We start from the raw sequence: 16,897 nt of genomic DNA, 5'->3' as shown, positions 1-16,897 counted from the left end.
TTCAGTCGTCCCCGGGAACGCGCAGCACGGCCGCCAGGACCGCCTCGTCGGCGTCGACGGGAACACAGCGCAGGTCGAGCAGGAGCCGACCCCGCACCACCCGGCCGAGCACCGGCTGGTCCCCGGTGCGCAGCGGCACGGCGTACCGCTCGGGCAGGCTCAGCGCCCACGAGTCCAGCTCGACGCCGGGACCGCCGCCGCCGCCGACCACGGCGACCGCCGGGACGACCTCCGCCTTGCGGCCGTCCGCGCCGAGCCGGTCCCGCAGCAGCTCCACCCGACGGCGCAGGGCGGCCGGGTCGGCGTGCAGCGCGGCCCGCGTCGGGGTGTCCGGGCGGTGCAGGGTGGCGGCCAGCGCGGCCAGGGTCAGCTTGTCCACGCGCAGCGCCCGGGCCAGCGGGTGGCGGCGCAGCCGTTCGACGAGCGTGGCGTCGCCGAGCAGCAGACCGGCCTGGGGGCCGCCGAGCAGTTTGTCGCCGCTCGCGGTGACCAGGGCCGCGCCGGCGCGCAGGGCGCCGGCGGCGTCCGGCTCGTCGGGCAGCAGCGGGTCCGGCGCGAGCAGCCCGGAGCCGATGTCGGCGACCACCGGCACGTCGAGCGTGGCCAGTTGGCGGACCGGTGTGGCCGAGGTGAAGCCGGTGATTCGGAAGTTCGACGGGTGCACCTTGAGCACGAACCCGGTCTGCGGGCCGAGGGCCGCGGCGTAGTCGTCGAGCGTGGTGCGGTTGGTGGTGCCCACCTCGCGCAGGCGGGCGCCCGTGCTCTCCAGCAGGTCCGGCAGGCGGAAACCGTCGCCGATCTCGACCAGTTCGCCGCGGCTGACCACGATCTCCCGGCCGGCGGCGAGCGCGGTGGCGGCCAGCACCAGCGCGGCGGCGCCGTTGTTGACCACGTGCACGGCGGCGGCGGCCGGTACGGCGGCGGCCAGCGCGTCGAGCGCGTCCCGGCCACGACTCGCGCGCCGGCCCGTGCGCAGGTCCAGCTCGACGTCGGTGTGCCCGGTGGCCGCCACGACCGCGGCCACGGCGGTAGGTGACAGCGGCGCCCGGCCCAGATTGGTGTGCAGCACGACGCCCGTGGCGTTGAGGACCGTGCGTGGACCCGGCGCGGGCAGTCCGGCGAGTGCGGCGTCGCGGACCTCGTCGGGCTCGATCTCAGTGCGGCGGGCCCGCTCCTGCGCCTGGACGACGGCGGCCTTGACCCGGTCCCGGCCGAGGGTCGCGACGGCCGCGGCCAGCCGCGGGTCGGCGAGCAGCGTGTCGGTGCGGGGCACCCGACGTCGCGGGTCCACGCTGCCGTCGCCCATCACGTCACTCCTGCCGCCGTTGGCGGAGACGGACGGGAATCGAACCCGCCTGGCCCGGGTCCCGGACCACACCGGTTTTGAAGACCGGGAGGGGCACCAGCCGCCTGAACGCCTCCGTCGGACATTCGATCACAACGCCGGAGCCGCCGCTCAGTCAGCCGCCGGATCCACCCCGGTCCGCCGCGCGTTCACCCGCTCGCGTTGCGGCACCACCGTGTAGCGCGGATCCCGCGCCGACGCGACGCCGCCGTAGAAGATGCCGAACCGGGTGGCCACCGACGCGCCCAGCAACGCCGCCCCCGACAACGCGCCCGCCGCCCGACTGCGCCGCCCGAGCAGCGCCCCGACCACACCGGCGACGGTCAGCAGCCGACCGGCGCGCAGCAGCCGACCGGGTCGCCCCGACCGGTAGGGCTCGCTGAGCAACCCCAGGCGCGTCTCCACGCGGTGCGCGCCGAACAGTTCCAGGGCCGCCCCGGCCACCGCCATCCGGCGGGCCGGCCCGGCCTGCGCCGGCGGCGCGGCGAGCAGCCCCACGGCGGCGCCGCTGGCCAGCGCGCTGCCCGCGAAGATGACAGGCAACTCGGGGTACGCCTCATGCCACGACGGCACCGCCGTGTCGGCGAGCAGCACCCCGGTGTACGTGGCCAGCGCCGGCGCGGTGGCGGCGGCGACGAGCCCGGCGGCGTGCCCGGCCGGCGGCAGTGCCCGGCCGACCCATCCGAGCAGACCGCGCCGGGGCAGCCAGCCGGCGGCCTCGGCGACCGCCGCCACCCCTGCGGCCGGCCCGAACGCGGTGAGGATCCAGGTGCCCACCGACATGGGCGAGGTCGGCTTGGCCACCCGCAGCATGTGGTGGAACCGCTCCGGGCGGCCCAGGTCCCGGATCAGGAAGACGGCGCTGGCGCTGACGGCCCCCAGCGCGGTGACCCGGCCGGCCCGGCGCAGCACCGGCCGGCCGGTGAGCTGCCCTCCCGCGCCGAGCAGGGACGAGCCGGCGGCCAGCCCACCGGTGAACAGGTACGCGGCGATGTCCCACTTCCAGACCGGCGCCTTGAGGACCGGCCGGCCGTAGTACGAGGTGAACTCGGCCTCCGGCACCCGAAGCTCCTCGCCGCCACCACGGCGGCCGCCCCGACGACGAGACGGCCGGCTGTCCGGTCCGACGGTCCCGGCCTGGCGGCCGTTGCCGTTGCCGTTGTGCGGTGCCAGGCCGGTCGCGGCGTCGACCGGGCCACCGCTCGTCGTGGCGTCCACCGGGCCACCGCTCGTCGTGGCGTCGCTGCCGCTCGGCGTCGGCAGCAGTGGACCGTGTGCGGGCAACCGGTCGCGGAACCGGCGGAACCGGTCGCCCACCTCGGGACGGCGTGGGCTCACGAGGATCCTCCGACGACGAACGCGGCGACGGCCGCCGCCGTCATGGCCAGCGCGGCGAGGCCGGCGCGTTTCCACATCGCCGGCAGATCCCGCGTCGTCACCACCGGGTCCGGTGGCAACCCGTACACCTCCGGCTCGTCCAACAGCAGGAAGAACGCCCCGTCACCACCCACACCATCATTCGGGTCGTGCCCGTACAGACGCGCCTCCGGCACACCCCGCTCATGCAACGTCTCGACCCGCGCCGCCGCCCGCTCCCGCAACTCGTCCAAAGGCCCGTACTGAATCGACTCCGTCGGACACGCCTGCGCACACGCCGGCGTCATCCCCGCACCCAACCGGTCGTAACACAACGTGCACTTCCACGCCCGACCATCATCCTTACGCTGATCGATGACCCCGTACGGGCACGCGGAAATGCAGTAACCGCAGCCGTTGCAGATGTCCTCCTGCACCACCACCGTCCCGAACTCCGTCCGGAACAACGACCCCGTCGGGCACACATCCAGACAGGCCGCATGCGTGCAGTGCTTGCACACATCCGACATCATCAACCACCGAAAATCCGACCGCTGCTCCACACCCGTACCCCGCCCCGGCGGCTGCCCACCCGGCATCCCCAGGAACTGTGGACCCGCGCCGCCGGTGGTCCCGGCCGCAGCGGTGGGGCCGTGGCCCGTGACGGGGTGTGCGCCGAGGTCATGCGCGCCGACCGGGTCGCCGAGCACGTCGAGCCGGCCATCGTGGCCGGTGACGGGCGGGGTGCCGTCGGGCCGGGTGCCGTTGGTCATGCGCGCGGCGGCCGCCGGGGACCCGGGCGGCAGGCCCGGGTCGGTGCCGGTCGGGCCGGCGGTGCTGGCGGCGACCGCCGCCGACGCCGCGCTGACCGATGCGCCTGTCGGTGTGCCCGCGAACGCCGCGCCGCCGTGCCCCGCCGGACGCGGCTGCTCGATGAACGCGACGTGCCGCCACGAGTTCGCCGTCAACGCCCCCGTGTTGTCGTACGACATGCCCAGCAGATCCAGACCACTTCCCGGAACGCCGTTCCACTCCTTGCAGGCCACCTCACACGCCTTGCAGCCGATACACACGCTGGTGTCGGTGAAGAACCCCATCCGCGGCGGCGCGTCCCCATAGCCGGCGTCCGACGCCGGATCGAGCGGCCCGTAGAGGCTGTTCGGGTCAGGAACCATCGCGCCCCTCCACGTCCTGGTCGGTGGTGACGGCCGGCGCGTGTCCGCCCGGAGTGATCCCGGCGCGCCGCTGGTAGTCGGCGACCAGGTCGAGCAACGCCTTCCCGGTGGGCCGGCGGCCCGACCGGACGTCACAGGTACCGATCTTGCTCTCCTGGATGAGGACGTTGGGGTCGAGGGTGATGCCGAACAGGTCGTTGGCCGAGTCACCGGTCACCAGACCCTCGAAGCCGAAGTGGTACGGCAACCAGACCTGGTGGATGATCCGACCGTCCACCCGCAGCGGAGTGAGCCGGTCGGTCACCAGCACCTTCGCCTCGATGACCGCGCGTCCGCTGATCAGGTGCGCCCACCCCAGATGCGCCAACCCGACCTCGGCGGCCAACTCCGGCGACACCTCGACGAACATCTCCGGCTGCAGCTCGGCCAACGGGCGCACCGTACGGCTCATCCCACCGGCGGTGTGGTGCTCGGTGAGCCGGCTGACCGTGAACACGTACGGGAAGACCTGGCTGTGCTCCTGCGGAGGGCTCGGGTTGACCGAGTTCACCGGGTGCGCGTACGACTTGCGGGTCGGGTTGGCCTGCTGGCGGTAGAGCGGGTTGCGCACCGGCGACTCCACCGGCTCGTAGTGCGTCGGCAGCGGCCCGTCCAGCACCCCGCTGGGCGCGTACAGCCAGCCCTTGCCGTCGCCCTGCATGACGAACGGATCGTCACCGGCGATGCCCTCCGGCCCGGACGCGCCATCCGGCGGCCGGTACGACGGCGGTTTCGTCTTCTCGAAGTCCGGCACGTCGTAGCCGGTCCACTCGGCCTTCTCCGCGTCCCACCACACGTAGCGTTTGCGCTCGCTCCACGGGTTGCCGTCCGGGTCGGCCGAGGCACGGTTGTAGAGGATGCGGCGGTTCGCCGGCCACGCCCAGCCCCACTCGGCTGCCACCCAGTCCTGCTCGTGGCGGGACTTGCGCCGGGCGGCCTGGTTGACGCCGTCGGCGTACACGCCCGTGTAGATCCAGCAGCCGATCGCGGTGGAGCCGTCCGCGCGGGCTTCGGCGAAACTGGACAGCGGACGTCCGGTCGTCACGTCGTACCCGTTGATCTCGCGAAGGACCGACTCGGCGCTCGGCTCCGCGTGCGGGCCGTGCGTGGGGTAGTCCCAGGTGAGGTCGAGCAGCGCCCGGTCGCGCGGTAGCGGCGAGGCGGCCAGCTTCTCGCGCAGCCTGCGTCCGAGGTGGTAGAAGAACCACAGCTCGGAGCGGGCATCGCCCGGCGGCTCGACGGCCTTCTCGCGCCACTGCAGCAGCCGCTGCGTCTGGGTGAACGTGCCCTCCTTCTCCACGTGGGAGGCGGCGGGCAGGAAGAACACCTCGGTCCGGCATTCCTCGGGCACGATCTCGCCGGTGGCCACCTCGGGACCGTTCTGCCAGAAGGTCGCGCTCTCGATCATGAACAGGTCCCGGACGACCAGCCAGTCCAGGTTGGCCATCCCGAGGCGCTGGGCGCGGCCGTGCGCCGAGCCGACCGCCGGGTTCTGCCCGAGCAGGAAGTATCCCTTGATCTTCCCGTCGATCATGTTGAGCACCTGCTGGTAGGTGCCGTGGTCGCCGGTCAGTCGAGGCAGATAGCCGTAGCAGTAGTCGTTCTCCGGTGTCGCCGCGTCACCCCAGTACGCCTTGAGCAGGCTGGCCGCGAACGACCGGGCGTTGCCCCAGAACCCCTTCTGCCCGGGGTGCCGGATGCTGTCGACCCACTCGTCGAAGCTGGGGTGCTCGGCGTGGTGCGGCATGGGCAGGTAGCCGGGCAGGAGGTTGAACAGGGTCGGGATGTCCGTGGAGCCCTGGATGCTCGCGTGACCGCGCAGCGCCATGACCCCGCCACCCGGGCGGCCCATGTTGCCCAGCAGCAACTGGATGATCGCCCCGGTACGGATGTACTGCACGCCCACGCTGTGCTGCGTCCAGCCCACCGAGTAGATCAGCATGCCGGTGCGGTCCCGGCCCGAGTTGGCCGTCCACGCCTGGGCCAGTTCCAGGAACTTGTCCTGCGGGATGCCGCAGACCCGCTCCACCATCTCCGGCGTGTAGCGGGAGAAGTGCCGCTTGAGGATCTGGTAGACGCAACGCGGGTGCTGCAACGTCTCGTCGCGCTGGGTCTGGCCGCCCACCGCCGCGCCGTGCGACTCGTGCGTCAGCCCCGCGGCGCTGTCACGCTCCTGCGCGGTGTGCCCGCTGCCGGACGAGCCCTCGTGACCCTCGTACTGCCAGCTGTCCTGCACATAGGCGCCGGTCTCCGGGTCGAAGCCGGAGAAGAAGCCGTCACCGTCCTCGGTGTCGCTGAACTGCTCGCTGACGATCGTCGCCGCGTTGGTGTAGGCCAGCACGTACTCGCGGAAGTCCAGCGCGTTGTCCAGGATGTAGCGCACCACGCCACCGAGCAGGGCGATGTCTGTGCCCGCCCGGATCGGCAGGTACGCGTCCGCCACCGCGCTCGTGCGCGTGAACCGCGGATCGACGTGGAACACCTTCGCCCCACGGCGCTTGGCCTCCATCACCCACTGGAAACCCACCGGATGCGCTTCCGCCATGTTCGAACCCTGAATGACGATGACGTCAGCGTTGGCGATGTCCTGCTGGAAATCCGTCGCACCGCCACGACCGAAGCTGGCCCCCAGACCGGGGACGGTGGCGGAGTGTCAAATACGCGCCTGGTTCTCGATCTGCAGAGCCCCCATCGCGGTGAACAACTTCTTGATGAGGTAGTTCTCCTCGTTGTCCAGCGTCGCCCCACCCAGACTGGCGAAACCCAGCGTCCGGTTGAGCGGCCGGCCCTGCTCGTCGGCGTCCTCCCAGGTCTGCTCGCGGGCGGCGAGCATCCGGTCGGCGATCATGTCGAGCGCGGTGTCGAGCTCCAGGTCCTCCCACTGCGTCGAGTACGGCCGCCGGTAGCGGACAGTCGTCTGCCGCAACGGACTGGTCACCAGGCTCTTGCTCGCCGCGCCCTTCGGACACAACCGACCCCGCGAGATCGGACTGTCCGGGTCACCCTCGATCTGCGTGACCTGCCCGTCGGCGACGTACACCCGCTGACCACACCCCACGGCGCAGTACGGGCAGACGGACCGGGCCACGCTCTCGGCGGCCTCGGTGCGAGCGGTCAGACCGGCCGAGCGCGCCGACTTGGCGGCCGCGCCCCGGCCCAACGGGTCCGTGCCGGTGAGCTGCCGATACACCGGCCAACCCTCGATGAACGTCCGCAGACCCATCCCCGACACCCCCTCCCACGCGAGCGACCCCACGAACATAGGTCAGGCGAGGAGTCTTCGCGAATCGAGGGGGTGCCAGGTTGCGAATGGTCAGTCGACGCGGGCGCGCAGGCCCCACGCCACGGCCGGGACCAGCACCGCCGCGGCGACGAGGTGCAGCCCGACGAGGGCGGCGGCGGTGGCGGCGTTCGCTCCGCTGACCAGCGGCGGAACCAGCGAGATCGCGGTCAGCGACACCGCCGTCCACACGAACCGCTCGGCGGGACGCGCGCTCCAGCGCCGCAGAGCGACGGCGATGACGACGCCCACGACCGAGAAGAATCCGGTCACCACGGCGAACCCGGGCAGCGGGATCGCCTCCCCACCGTCGGGGACCTCGAAGTCGACACCAGCGGCCCGGGCGAGCGCGGCCGCGACGGTGGTGACCACCATCGCCGCGAGCGTGGCGAGGACGCCGGTGCCGGCGAGCCCGCGCAGTCGGCCGACGCGGCCGGCCCGGCCCGCGACGGTCACTGTGCACCGTCCGCCGGCAGGCGCTGCGGCAGCCCGAGCAGCGGGAACTGGTCGTCGTGGAAGATGACCATCTCGGCGACCGCCCCGCCGGTGATCCGCAGGACGTCGATGGTCAGCGGCAGGTACGCGCCCTCGGACTCCCGCCACAGGTAGAAGGCGACGGCGGGCTGCCGGTTCACCGCCGTCGGTACGGCGCGCAGACGCCCCAGGTCGGCGAAGCCGTCCTCGACCCAGTCGCGCACCACCGCGTCGCGGCCGACGTGGACGCCGGGCGTGGGCGGCATCGAGCAGCGCACATCGTCGCGCAGCATCGCGGCCAGCCCGTCGATGTCCTTGGCCACGCTCGCGTCGGTGAAACGGCGCACCAGCTCGCGCGTCTGCGCGTCCCCGTCACCGCCGGTCCAGTCCTGCCGCTCGGCGGGCAGATGCTCACGCATGCCGGCGCGGGCCCGTTGCAGCGCGCTGTTCACCGAGTTCACGGAGTCCCCGAGCAGTTCCGCGACGTCCCTCGCCGGCCAGCCCAGCACGTCCCGCAGGATCAGCACGGCCCGTGGGCGCGGCGCGAGGTGCTGAACCGCCACCAGGTACGCCAGCTCGATCGTCTCCCGCGCGACCGCGAGGGTTTCCGGCTCGTCCGCGTCGCCCGCCGGCAGCTCGTCGAGCAGCCGGTCCGGGTACGGCTGCAACCACCGCACCTCGCCACCCGTCGCGGGCTCCGGGCGGCACCTGGCGAGCAGGTCCAGGCAGGCGTTCGTGGCGATCCGGTACAGCCAGGCCCGCAACGACGACCGCCCCGCGAAGGTCTCCCGCCGCCGCCACGCCCGCAGCAACGTCTCCTGCACGGCGTCCTCAGCGTCCTCGAACGACCCGAGCATCCGATAACAGTGCACGTGCAGCTCCCGCCGGTGCCGAGCCGTCAGCCCCGCGAACGCCGACTCGTCGACCCCACCCAGACCACCCACGTCCACAGGCTCCCGCGTGTGCGCACTCGTCACGTCCTGCTCCCTCTCGTCGTGTCCCGTCGTAGATATGACGGGTACGGGCGCGAGAACTCATCACCTCCGGCGCGCGGGCCGAGGAACGTAGCTGAGCGACACCGGGACCGGCGGGGGTTACCCTGACAGCATGCAGGCCGTCTCGCCCACCGCGACCGGCGTGGCCTTCCTGGCCCGCCCGGGTCGTCCGGCCGTCGTGGCGCGCACCCTCACCGAGCTGACCGGCCCCACCCGCGGCGTCGTGGAGCTGCCGGTGCGGTTGATGTGGAACGCCGAGCGCACCTTCGACCTCGGCGACCCCGACCAGTTGCTCTGGATGTACGAGAACGTGCTGCGCGAAACCGCCAGCGCCGACGACCTCCGCGAGCTGATCAACGGGCGGACACTGCGCCGGGTCTGGCGGTTGCTCAACCTGCCCCGGGGCGTCCGCCTCGCCTGGGAGAGCCGGCACCGCGGCCTGCGCGCGGCGTGATCGCACCCCACCTGCACGAGTTCTACCGGGAGGTGGCCCGGGTGGCGCTGACCGCCGCCGGACCCCACCGGTTCGTGCTCGGCGGTGGGGTGGCCTGGGCCGCGCACGGCCTGGTCGCCCGGCCCACCGAGGACGTGGACCTCTTCGCCGACGTCGAGGGCGCTGCCGCGGCGGCCACCGCCGGAGTGCGCGTCGCGCTCGAGCGGGCCGGGTTCACCGTCACCGACGCCGACCCCGACAGCGAGCTCGCCGACCTGTTCGACGGCTACGGCCAGGACATGAAGGACTTCGTGGTGAGCCGCGACGGACGACAGATCCGGCTCAGCCTGGCCCGCCTCGACCGGCAGCAGAGCCCGGTGGTCATGGACCTCGGCCCGGTGATGGACGTACGCGACCTGGTCGCCAACAAGATCGCGGCGTTGGTCAACCGGCGGGAGGTCCGAGACTTCATCGACGTGGCCGCGGCGCTGGAACACTACGACGTGACGCAGCTGCTGGTGCTCGCCCGGCAGGTCGACCCCGCGCTGGATCCGGCCGACGTCCGAGCCGCCGGGCGCTACCTGGACCGGCTGTCCGACACGCGTTTCGGCCGCTACGGCCTGGGTGCCGACGACGTCGCGCGGGTGCGGCGCCGCTTCGCCACCTGGCCCCGCTGACCCCACCGCCCGCGAACCCGTACCGCCGGGTGGTCACCCACGGGCGACCACCCGGCGCTGCGATCACTTGGTCGGTCGACCGCCGGTGACCCCCAGGATCTCGCCCGTGACGTAGCTGGACTCCTGGGAGGCGAAGAAGACGTACGCCGGGGCCAGCTCCGCCGGCTGACCGGGCCGGCCCTCCGGGGTGTCGGTGCCGAACTGCTCCACCTTCTCCTTCGGCATGGTCGCCGGAATCAACGGCGTCCAGACCGGGCCGGGGGCCACCGCGTTGACCCGGATCCCCTGCTCCGCGAGATCGGCCGCGAGGGCCTTGGTGAAGTTGGCGATCCCCGCCTTGGTGGTGGCGTAGTCCAACAACTGCGGCGACGGGTCGAACGCCTGGATCGAGGCCGTGTTGATGATCGCCGACCCCTCCGCCAGGTGCGGGATGGCCGCCTTGCAGAGCCAGAACATGGCGTACAGGTTGGTCTTGAGCACCCGGTCGAACTGCTCGGTGCTGATCCCGAGGATGCCCTTGTCCTGCGACATCTGGTACGCCGCGTTGTTCACCAGGATGTCGAGGCCCCCGAGGTCACGTACCGCCCGGTCGACCAGCTCCTGGCAGTGCGCCTCGTCGGTGATGTCGCCGCGGACCGCGATCCCCCGCCGCCCGGCGTCCTCGACGAGCCGGACGGTCTCCCGGGCGTCGGCGTCCTCCTCCTCGCTGAGGTAGGAGATGAGCACGTCGGCGCCCTCCCGGGCGAACGCGATCGCGACGGCGCGACCGATCCCCGAGTCACCGCCGGTGATCAGCGCCCGCTTGCCGTCGAGCTTCCCGCTGCCCCGGTACGACTCCTCACCGTGGTCCGGCTTCGGCGTCATCTCCCCCGTCGAGCCGGGTGGCGCCTGCTGCTGACCGGGCGAACCGGACTGCTGGCCGTACTGGCTGGTCGGGTCCTGCTGGGTGTGCTGGTCCTCACTCACCGACATCTCCTCGCACCGCGCGGGTTCGCTCCCGCAACAACCGTTCCCACCGCCCTACCCGGCGCCAGGCTGCGGAAACCGGGGCTGGCGTGGCGGGAGTGGCTCCTGCTCGTTATGGTGCGCGAGGCGCTCACGAGGCGCGTCCACCCCCATGGAAAGGCACGTCATGACCTCTGGATCCGGTCCGTCGCGTCGCCAGGTGCTCGTCGCCGCCGCCGCGGCGGCGACCGCCCCGCTGATCGCCGACGCCCCCGCGCAGGCGGCGGGCCCGGCCCGGTCGCGCACCTGGGACCTCACGCTGCTCGGCACGTCGGACACCCACGGCAACGTCTACAACTGGGACTACTACCGCGACGCCGAGTACGACGACAGCAAGCACAACGACATCGGCGTCGCGAAGCTGGCGACCCTGATCAACCAGATCCGCCGGGAGCGGCGCGGCAAGGCCACGCTGGTTCTCGACGCCGGCGACACCATCCAGGGCACCCCCCTCGCCACGTACTACGCCAAGCAGGAGCCGATCACCGCCACCGGCGAGAAGCACCCGATGGCCCGGGCCATGAACGTCATCGACTACGACGCCGTGACACTTGGCAACCACGAGTTCAACTACGGCCTGCCGCTGCTGGACCTCTGGATCCGTCAGCTCGGCTTCCCGGCCCTCGCCGCGAACGCGATCAACGCGAAGACCGGCAAGCCCGCCTTCCTGCCGTACGTCATCAAGAAGGTCTCCCTCGGCTTCGCGGCGCCGACCCTGCGGGTCGGCATCCTCGGCCTGACCAACCCCGGCGTGGCCATCTGGGACAGGGGCAACGTCGAGGGCAAGCTCCGCTTCGACGACATGGTGGCGACCGCCGCCAAGTGGGTGCCGATCATGCGGGCCCGCGGCGCGGACCTCGTGCTGATCTCCGCGCACGGCGGCGACAGCGGCACCTCCAGCTACGGCCCGGAACTGCCGAACGAGAACCCCGTGGCGCTCATCGCCGAGCAGGTGCCGGGGATCGACGCGATCCTCTTCGGGCACGCCCACAACGAGGTGGTCGAGCGGTTCGTCACCAACGCGCGGACCGGGACGCAGGTGCTGCTCTCCGAGCCGTCGAAGTGGGGCCAGCGGCTGACCCGGATGGACTTCACCCTCACCCGCACGCGTGGCCGGTGGACCATCACCAAGAAGGCCGCCACCATGCTGAACACCAACACGGTCGTGGAGGACCCGAAGGTGCTCGCCGCCGTGCGCGCGCAGCACCAGAAGACCATCGCGTACGTCAACCAGGTGGTGGCCCAGGCCACGGTGGAGATGTCCGCCGTGGAATCCCGCTACAAGGACACCCCCATCCTGGACTTCATCAACCACGTCCAGGCCGAGACCGTCACGAAGGCGCTGGCCGGCACGCAGTACGCCGGACTGCCGGTGCTCTCGCAGGCCTCGCCGTTCAGCCGCACCGCGGTCTTCCCCTCCGGTGACGTCAAGATCCGCGACGTGGCCGGGCTCTACGTGTACGACAACACCCTCGAAGCCGTCGTGCTCAGTGGCGCCGAGGTGCGCGCGTACCTGGAGTACTCGGCGAAGTACTTCCGGACCCTCGCCCCGGGCGCCCCCGTGGACACCGAGCAGATCAACGACTCGACGGTGCCGGACTACAACTACGACGTCATCGCCGGCCTGGACTACGACATCGACATCGCGAAGCCGGTCGGCCAGCGGATCACCCGACTGGTGCTGCCGGGCACCGACACCCCCGTCGCGGACGACGCGCAGTTCGTGGTGGCGGTGAACAACTACCGGCGCAGCGGCGGCGGCAACTTCCCCGGCATCGTGAAGACCCAGGTCTACAACGAGCAGCAGGAGATCCGCCAGCTGCTCATCGACTGGGCGCAGGCCAAGGGGACGATCAACCCGGCCGACTTCTTCCAGCCCAACTGGCGGCTCGTACGCGAGGGCGTGCCGGTCTTCTGATCGCGACACGTCGGCGGGCCGTGGGTGGCGACACCCCGGCCCGCCTTCTCGTCTCTCAGCCCTGCACGTTCCAGCGAACCGGGTCCTCGGCCTTCTCCGGCCGGTCCCGCCCGGGATCGGTCTCGGTCAGCGCGACGCGCTCGTCCGGGCGAACGGCGGGCGGCAACTCCCCGAACCGGATGTGGCGCAGAAACGCGTACTCGTCCTCGGTGAACGGTTGCTCGGCCATCGGCACCCCCTCCTACCCCGCCATTGTCCGTCGGCGGGCGCTCTCCAGCACCGCTCTGTCAGCTGACAGCATCCTCGACCTTCGGGTGCGGTGGCCGCCACACACCGCGTAGAACATCCTAGGATCCTGGGTGTATGGCCAGAAGCGCATGCGCCGTCGGCATGGGCGGACGAGTGCCGACCAGCAGGCGGGCCGGATCGGGCGCAAGCCACACGGGCCCGGCGAGCGAGCGGGCGCGGGCGAGGCGGCCGGGCGAGCGGACCGCCGCCTGCTCAGCGGTGAACGCTGGTAGCCGGGCGACGAGGTGCGGGCAGGCGGTCCAGCACCGCGAGCGCCGCGCGGACCGGTCGTCGTCGCAGCATGTCGTCGAAGCTCGCCCGGCCCTGACAGAAACGGACGAACATCCGCCAGCCCGGCGGGGTCGCCAGCAGCGCGTGGAACACCTCCGGGCGGCGGGTGAACAGGTCCAGCAGCCGGTACCCCGCTCGCATCTCCGGCGTCAGGCGCGCGCTGACGGCCCGCTCGTACCCGGCCAGATCACCGTCGGCGACCGCCGCGCCGGCCATCTCCCCGGAGCGCAGCGCGAAGCTGATGCCCTCGCGGCTCCACGGCTCCAGCAACCCGGCGGCATCCCCCACCACCAGCACGCGGCCGTTCCGCAGCGGCGAGTCCTCCTCGCGGCAACGGGTCAGGTGACCCGAGTCGTGCTCCGCCGGCAGCCCGGTCAGGCCCAACCGGTCGACGAACTGCCGCAGATAGGCGCGCGTCCCCTCCCCCGCGCCGCGACCCGCGATCACCCCCACGGTCAGCCGGTCGCCCTTCGGGAACACCCAGGCGTACGAGCCGGGCATCGCACCCCAGTCCAGCAGCAGTCGCCCGCGCCAGCGCTCCTGCTCGGCGGGCGGCACCGGGACCTCCAACTCCAGCCCCAGATCCACCTGCCGGTAGCGCACACCCACGTGTCGGGCGGTCACCCCCGAGGAGCCGTCCGCGCCGATCACCGTGCGGGCCGCGATAGTCGTACCGTCGGCCAGTCGCAGGCGTACCCCCTCGGGGTCCTGCTCGATCGCGCGGACCGCGACCCGCTCGCGCATCTGCGCGCCGGCGGCGACCGCCGCCGCGCGCAGCCGGTCGTCGAACTCCTCGCGGCGCACCATGGTCACCACCGGACTGCCGTTACGGCGGGTGAACTCCCGCCGGCCGTCGCGGGTGAACGTCACCCGGTCCACCCGGTCGTGCGCGGGCACCTCGATGCGGCCGCGCACGGCCGCCAGCGACGTGCCGATGAGGCCACCACCGCACGTCTTGTACCGCGGGTGCGCGGCCCGCTCGACAACCAGCGTACGAACGCCGGCGCGGGCCGCGGCATGTGCCGCGGAGAGCCCCGCGGGGCCGGCGCCGACGACGACGAGATCCCAGACGATCACGGTTGCAGCCTAGGGCACCCCCCGCCGCGCGGCCCGAGCACGCCGCGCCACCAACCGCCCGATCGAGTGGGCATCTTCGGTCAGACAGGGGGTAACCGACGCGGCGCGACCGTCCGCGCGGAGCGGACGGGCAAAGGAGGAGATCATGCAGCAGGTGCAGCTGTCGGAGATCGAGCAGCGGGTGTACCAGGCGGTCACCGCCCTCGAAGCACGTGGCCAGGTGCCCTATCCGGACCTGATCGCCGAGGAATCCGGCCTGACCGACGAGCAGGTGCACACGCCACTGCACCAACTCACCGAGAAGGGCCTGCTGCACCGCGAGGACTCGCCGATGGCCGGCCTCGACTTCGGCCCCCGGTTCTGCGCCCGCCAGATGGCGTGACCCACGGCACCACCCGCGACGGTTCGCCCCCCGCTGACCGGGGTAGCGGTCAGGGATGCATGATCGACGGTCAACGGGGGGCACGATGAGCGCGGCGAACGAGCCGCAGCAGGTCGACGCGGCCGAGAACCGCCGGCGCTGGCAGGCCGTCGGAGTCGGGCTGGTCGCCGCGTTCATGACGCTGCTCGACGTGAGCATCGTCAACGTCGCGGTGCCGTCCATCGACCGCGCGCTGCACGCCTCCCCCAGCGACCTGCAGTGGGTCCTCTCCGGGTACGCGCTCACCTTCGGGCTGGTGCTCGTACCCGCCGGTCGCTTCGGTGACTTCCGCGGCCGGCGCAACGCATTCGTCTTCGGCATCGCGCTGTTCACCCTGACCAGCGCGCTCGCCGGCCTGGCCACCTCCCCCACCTGGCTGGTCGCCGCCCGACTGCTTCAGGGCGCCGCCGCCGGCATCATCAACCCGCAGGTGATCGGGTTGATCCAACAGCTGTTCCGGGGGCCGGAACGAGCCCGCCCGTTCGGGTTGCTCGGCGCGACCATCGGCATCTCCACCGCCGTCGGGCCGCTGCTCGGCGGGCTGCTCATCGCCCTCGGCGGCGAGGAGCACGGCTGGCGGTGGGTCTTCTTCGTCAACGTGCCGGTCGGAATCGTCGCGGTGATCCTCGGGTGGCGGCTGCTGCCCGGCCGACCCGAAGGGCAACCAGGTCGCCGTCGCCTCGACCCGGTCGGTGTGCTGCTGCTGGGCGTCGGCGTGGTGCTGGTCCTGCTGCCACTCGTACAGGAACAACAATGGCGTACGCCGTGGAAGTGGGCGCTCATCCCGGCCGGCCTGGCGGTGCTTGTCGCCTTCGGGCTGTGGGAGCGGTGGTACGCGCGGCACCAGGAACCGCTGTTCGACCTGCGCCTGTTCACCTTCCAGTCGTACACACTCGGATCGCTCATCGCGCTTATCTACTTCGGCGGATTTACCGCCATCTTCTTCATCTTCACCCTGTTCCTGCAGAACGGCCTCGGCTACAGCGCGCTCGTCGCCGGTCTCGCCATCACCCCGTTCGCCCTCGGATCCGCCGCTGCCTCCGCGCTGGGTGGACGCATCGTCAACCGCTTCGGCCGTCCCCTGGTCGCCATCGGCCTGCTCGGCGTGGTGATCGGTCTGGCCGCGACAGTGCTCGCACTACGCCTCGCGCCGGACGCCCCCGCGCCCTGGGTCACCGCCGCGCCACTGCTCATCGCCGGCATCGGCAGCGGGCTGGTCATCGCCCCCAACCAGACACTCACCCTCGCCCAGGTGCCGGTCGCCCAGGCGGGCAGCGGAGCCGGCATGCTCCAGACCGGTCAGCGGATCGGCACGGCGGCGGGCATCGCCGCGGTCGGCTCGATGTTCTTCTCCTCGCTCGCCGACAATCACGGCAACTGGACGTCGGCCTTCGAGAAGTCGCTCCTGCTCGCGACGGGGATCATCGCGCTCGCGCTGGTCGCCGCCCTGATCGACATCCTCCGCGGTCACCACGACTGAAAATCCCAGGGTGTACGCGCACCGCCGTGCCGACGTACCGCCAGGGCTGACGCGCCGTCACGGACCGCCGGCCCCCTCAGCGCGGCACCCGGGCCGCCCACCGACCAGCCGGTACGCAACGGCCCGACACCCGCGCCGCCACTGACCGGCCGGCGCCCATTGGCCCGGCCGCCCCCGGCAGGCCGGCGTGCTCGCGGGCACGCGGGCACGCGGGCACGCGGGCACGCGGGCACGCGGGCACGCGGGCACGCGGGCACGCGGGCACGAGATCATTGGACAGTTTCCGTTCGGCCCGAACGGAAACTTTCCAAGATCTGAAGCCAGACAACCTGCGAGAGTCAGGCCCGGACGAAACCAGGCCCGGGGCGAAGCCGGGCCGGGGCGAAGCCGGGCCGGGGCGAAGCCGGGCCGGGGCGGGCGGGGCTGGATGCGCCGCTGGCCGGCACCCCGGGTTCGGGTGCCGGCCAGTCGGTCGGGATCGTTCGGTGGGTCAGCTGTTCCAGTGCTGGCTGACGAGGTCGGTGGCCTGCTGCTCCCACTGGGCGTAGGCGTCCGGGTACGCCGACACCTGGACGGTCTGCGCGGCCTCGGTCAGCGGCATGTCCTGCCAACCATCAACCTGCTTGAGGCCCTTGAGGAACGC

Annotated in this window: 14 protein-coding genes and 1 tRNA gene; 5 read left to right on the top strand and 10 right to left on the bottom strand. The window is 72.2% G+C overall.

Annotated features, from left to right (window positions below; translation table 11 throughout):
• Position 1 precedes the first annotated feature (1 nt).
• The 7 genes from selA to AB0K10_RS20880 all read right to left on the bottom strand — a co-directional run bounded on the left by selA (position 2) and on the right by AB0K10_RS20880 (position 8,646).
• A complete protein-coding gene (gene selA / locus AB0K10_RS20910) occupies positions 2-1,306 on the bottom strand; it encodes an L-seryl-tRNA(Sec) selenium transferase (protein WP_363685787.1) in 1,305 nt (434 codons plus the stop codon).
• 20 nt (positions 1,307-1,326) lie between these two features.
• Positions 1,327-1,422 (bottom strand) — tRNA-Sec (locus AB0K10_RS20905).
• A 34-nt stretch (positions 1,423-1,456) separates the two neighbouring features.
• A complete protein-coding gene (gene nrfD, locus AB0K10_RS20900; RefSeq protein WP_363685785.1) occupies positions 1,457-2,683 on the bottom strand; it encodes an NrfD/PsrC family molybdoenzyme membrane anchor subunit in 1,227 nt (408 codons plus the stop codon).
• On the bottom strand, positions 2,680-3,876 hold the full coding sequence (locus AB0K10_RS20895; RefSeq protein WP_363685783.1) for a 4Fe-4S dicluster domain-containing protein: 1,197 nt from the start codon (positions 3,874-3,876) through the stop codon (positions 2,680-2,682). Before AB0K10_RS20895 ends, nrfD begins: the two co-directional genes overlap by 4 nt.
• On the bottom strand, positions 3,866-7,138 hold the full coding sequence (gene fdh, locus AB0K10_RS20890; protein WP_363685781.1) for a formate dehydrogenase: 3,273 nt from the start codon (positions 7,136-7,138) through the stop codon (positions 3,866-3,868). The genes AB0K10_RS20895 and fdh overlap by 11 nt, the downstream gene beginning before the upstream one ends.
• 90 nt (positions 7,139-7,228) lie before the next feature.
• Positions 7,229-7,651 (bottom strand): DUF6069 family protein, encoded by a 423-nt coding sequence (locus AB0K10_RS20885; protein ID WP_363685779.1) that lies wholly within the window; start codon positions 7,649-7,651, stop codon positions 7,229-7,231.
• Positions 7,648-8,646, bottom strand: coding sequence for an RNA polymerase subunit sigma-70 (locus AB0K10_RS20880; RefSeq protein WP_363685777.1), 999 nt, complete (start codon positions 8,644-8,646; stop codon positions 7,648-7,650). The genes AB0K10_RS20885 and AB0K10_RS20880 overlap by 4 nt, the downstream gene beginning before the upstream one ends.
• Positions 8,647-8,776: 130 nt before the next feature.
• Between AB0K10_RS20880 and AB0K10_RS20875 the strand changes: the two genes are divergently transcribed.
• Both AB0K10_RS20875 and AB0K10_RS20870 read left to right on the top strand, forming a co-directional pair.
• Positions 8,777-9,118 carry a hypothetical protein gene (locus AB0K10_RS20875; RefSeq protein WP_363685775.1) on the top strand — a complete coding sequence of 114 codons (342 nt, stop codon included), beginning with the start codon at positions 8,777-8,779 and terminating at the stop codon, positions 9,116-9,118.
• Entirely contained in the window at positions 9,115-9,774 is a 660-nt protein-coding gene (locus tag AB0K10_RS20870; protein ID WP_363685773.1) for a nucleotidyl transferase AbiEii/AbiGii toxin family protein, read from the top strand. Before AB0K10_RS20875 ends, AB0K10_RS20870 begins: the two co-directional genes overlap by 4 nt.
• Positions 9,775-9,837: 63 nt before the next feature.
• On the opposite strand, the gene AB0K10_RS20865 is transcribed toward AB0K10_RS20870, so the two are convergent.
• On the bottom strand, positions 9,838-10,740 hold the full coding sequence (locus AB0K10_RS20865) for an SDR family oxidoreductase (RefSeq protein ID WP_363685771.1): 903 nt from the start codon (positions 10,738-10,740) through the stop codon (positions 9,838-9,840).
• 166 nt (positions 10,741-10,906) lie between these two features.
• Between AB0K10_RS20865 and AB0K10_RS20860 the strand changes: the two genes are divergently transcribed.
• Positions 10,907-12,697 (top strand): 5'-nucleotidase C-terminal domain-containing protein, encoded by a 1,791-nt coding sequence (locus AB0K10_RS20860; protein ID WP_363685769.1) that lies wholly within the window; start codon positions 10,907-10,909, stop codon positions 12,695-12,697.
• A 55-nt stretch (positions 12,698-12,752) separates the two neighbouring features.
• Here AB0K10_RS20860 and AB0K10_RS20855 read toward each other — a convergent pair whose 3' ends face one another.
• Both AB0K10_RS20855 and AB0K10_RS20850 read right to left on the bottom strand, forming a co-directional pair.
• Entirely contained in the window at positions 12,753-12,926 is a 174-nt protein-coding gene (locus tag AB0K10_RS20855) for a hypothetical protein (protein ID WP_358101717.1), read from the bottom strand.
• A gap of 272 nt (positions 12,927-13,198) precedes the next feature.
• The gene (locus AB0K10_RS20850) at positions 13,199-14,353 is read right to left on the bottom strand and encodes a geranylgeranyl reductase family protein (RefSeq protein ID WP_363685767.1); all 1,155 of its coding nucleotides are present in this window, start codon (positions 14,351-14,353) and stop codon (positions 13,199-13,201) included.
• Positions 14,354-14,498: 145 nt separating this feature from the next.
• Here AB0K10_RS20850 and AB0K10_RS20845 point away from each other — a divergent pair, with 145 nt between their 5' ends.
• Together AB0K10_RS20845 and AB0K10_RS20840 are read left to right on the top strand one after the other, a co-directional pair.
• Complete coding sequence (locus tag AB0K10_RS20845; RefSeq protein ID WP_358143331.1) at positions 14,499-14,735, top strand: hypothetical protein; 237 nt, start codon at positions 14,499-14,501, stop codon at positions 14,733-14,735.
• Between the two features lie 85 nt (positions 14,736-14,820).
• Entirely contained in the window at positions 14,821-16,254 is a 1,434-nt protein-coding gene (locus tag AB0K10_RS20840; protein ID WP_363685765.1) for an MFS transporter, read from the top strand.
• Positions 16,255-16,897 lie beyond the last annotated feature (643 nt).

The organism is Micromonospora sp. NPDC049274, assembly GCF_040678875.1.
Taxonomy (GTDB): domain Bacteria; phylum Actinomycetota; class Actinomycetes; order Mycobacteriales; family Micromonosporaceae; genus Micromonospora.
Note: the sequence above shows the minus strand (reverse complement) of the source record. Positions and strands in the feature narration are given on the sequence as shown.

Excerpts from the sequence above, each read along its gene's own strand:
- selA (WP_363685787.1), bottom strand. The coding sequence starts at position 1,306 with ATGGGCGACGGCAGCGTGGACCCGCGACGTCGGGTGCCCCGCACCGAC.
- AB0K10_RS20895 (WP_363685783.1), bottom strand. The coding sequence starts at position 3,876 with ATGGTTCCTGACCCGAACAGCCTCTACGGGCCGCTCGATCCGGCGTCG.
- AB0K10_RS20875 (WP_363685775.1), top strand. The coding sequence starts at position 8,777 with ATGCAGGCCGTCTCGCCCACCGCGACCGGCGTGGCCTTCCTGGCCCGC.
- AB0K10_RS20860 (WP_363685769.1), top strand. The coding sequence starts at position 10,907 with ATGACCTCTGGATCCGGTCCGTCGCGTCGCCAGGTGCTCGTCGCCGCC.
- AB0K10_RS20855 (WP_358101717.1), bottom strand. The coding sequence starts at position 12,926 with ATGGCCGAGCAACCGTTCACCGAGGACGAGTACGCGTTTCTGCGCCAC.
- AB0K10_RS20845 (WP_358143331.1), top strand. The coding sequence starts at position 14,499 with ATGCAGCAGGTGCAGCTGTCGGAGATCGAGCAGCGGGTGTACCAGGCG.
- AB0K10_RS20840 (WP_363685765.1), top strand. The coding sequence starts at position 14,821 with ATGAGCGCGGCGAACGAGCCGCAGCAGGTCGACGCGGCCGAGAACCGC.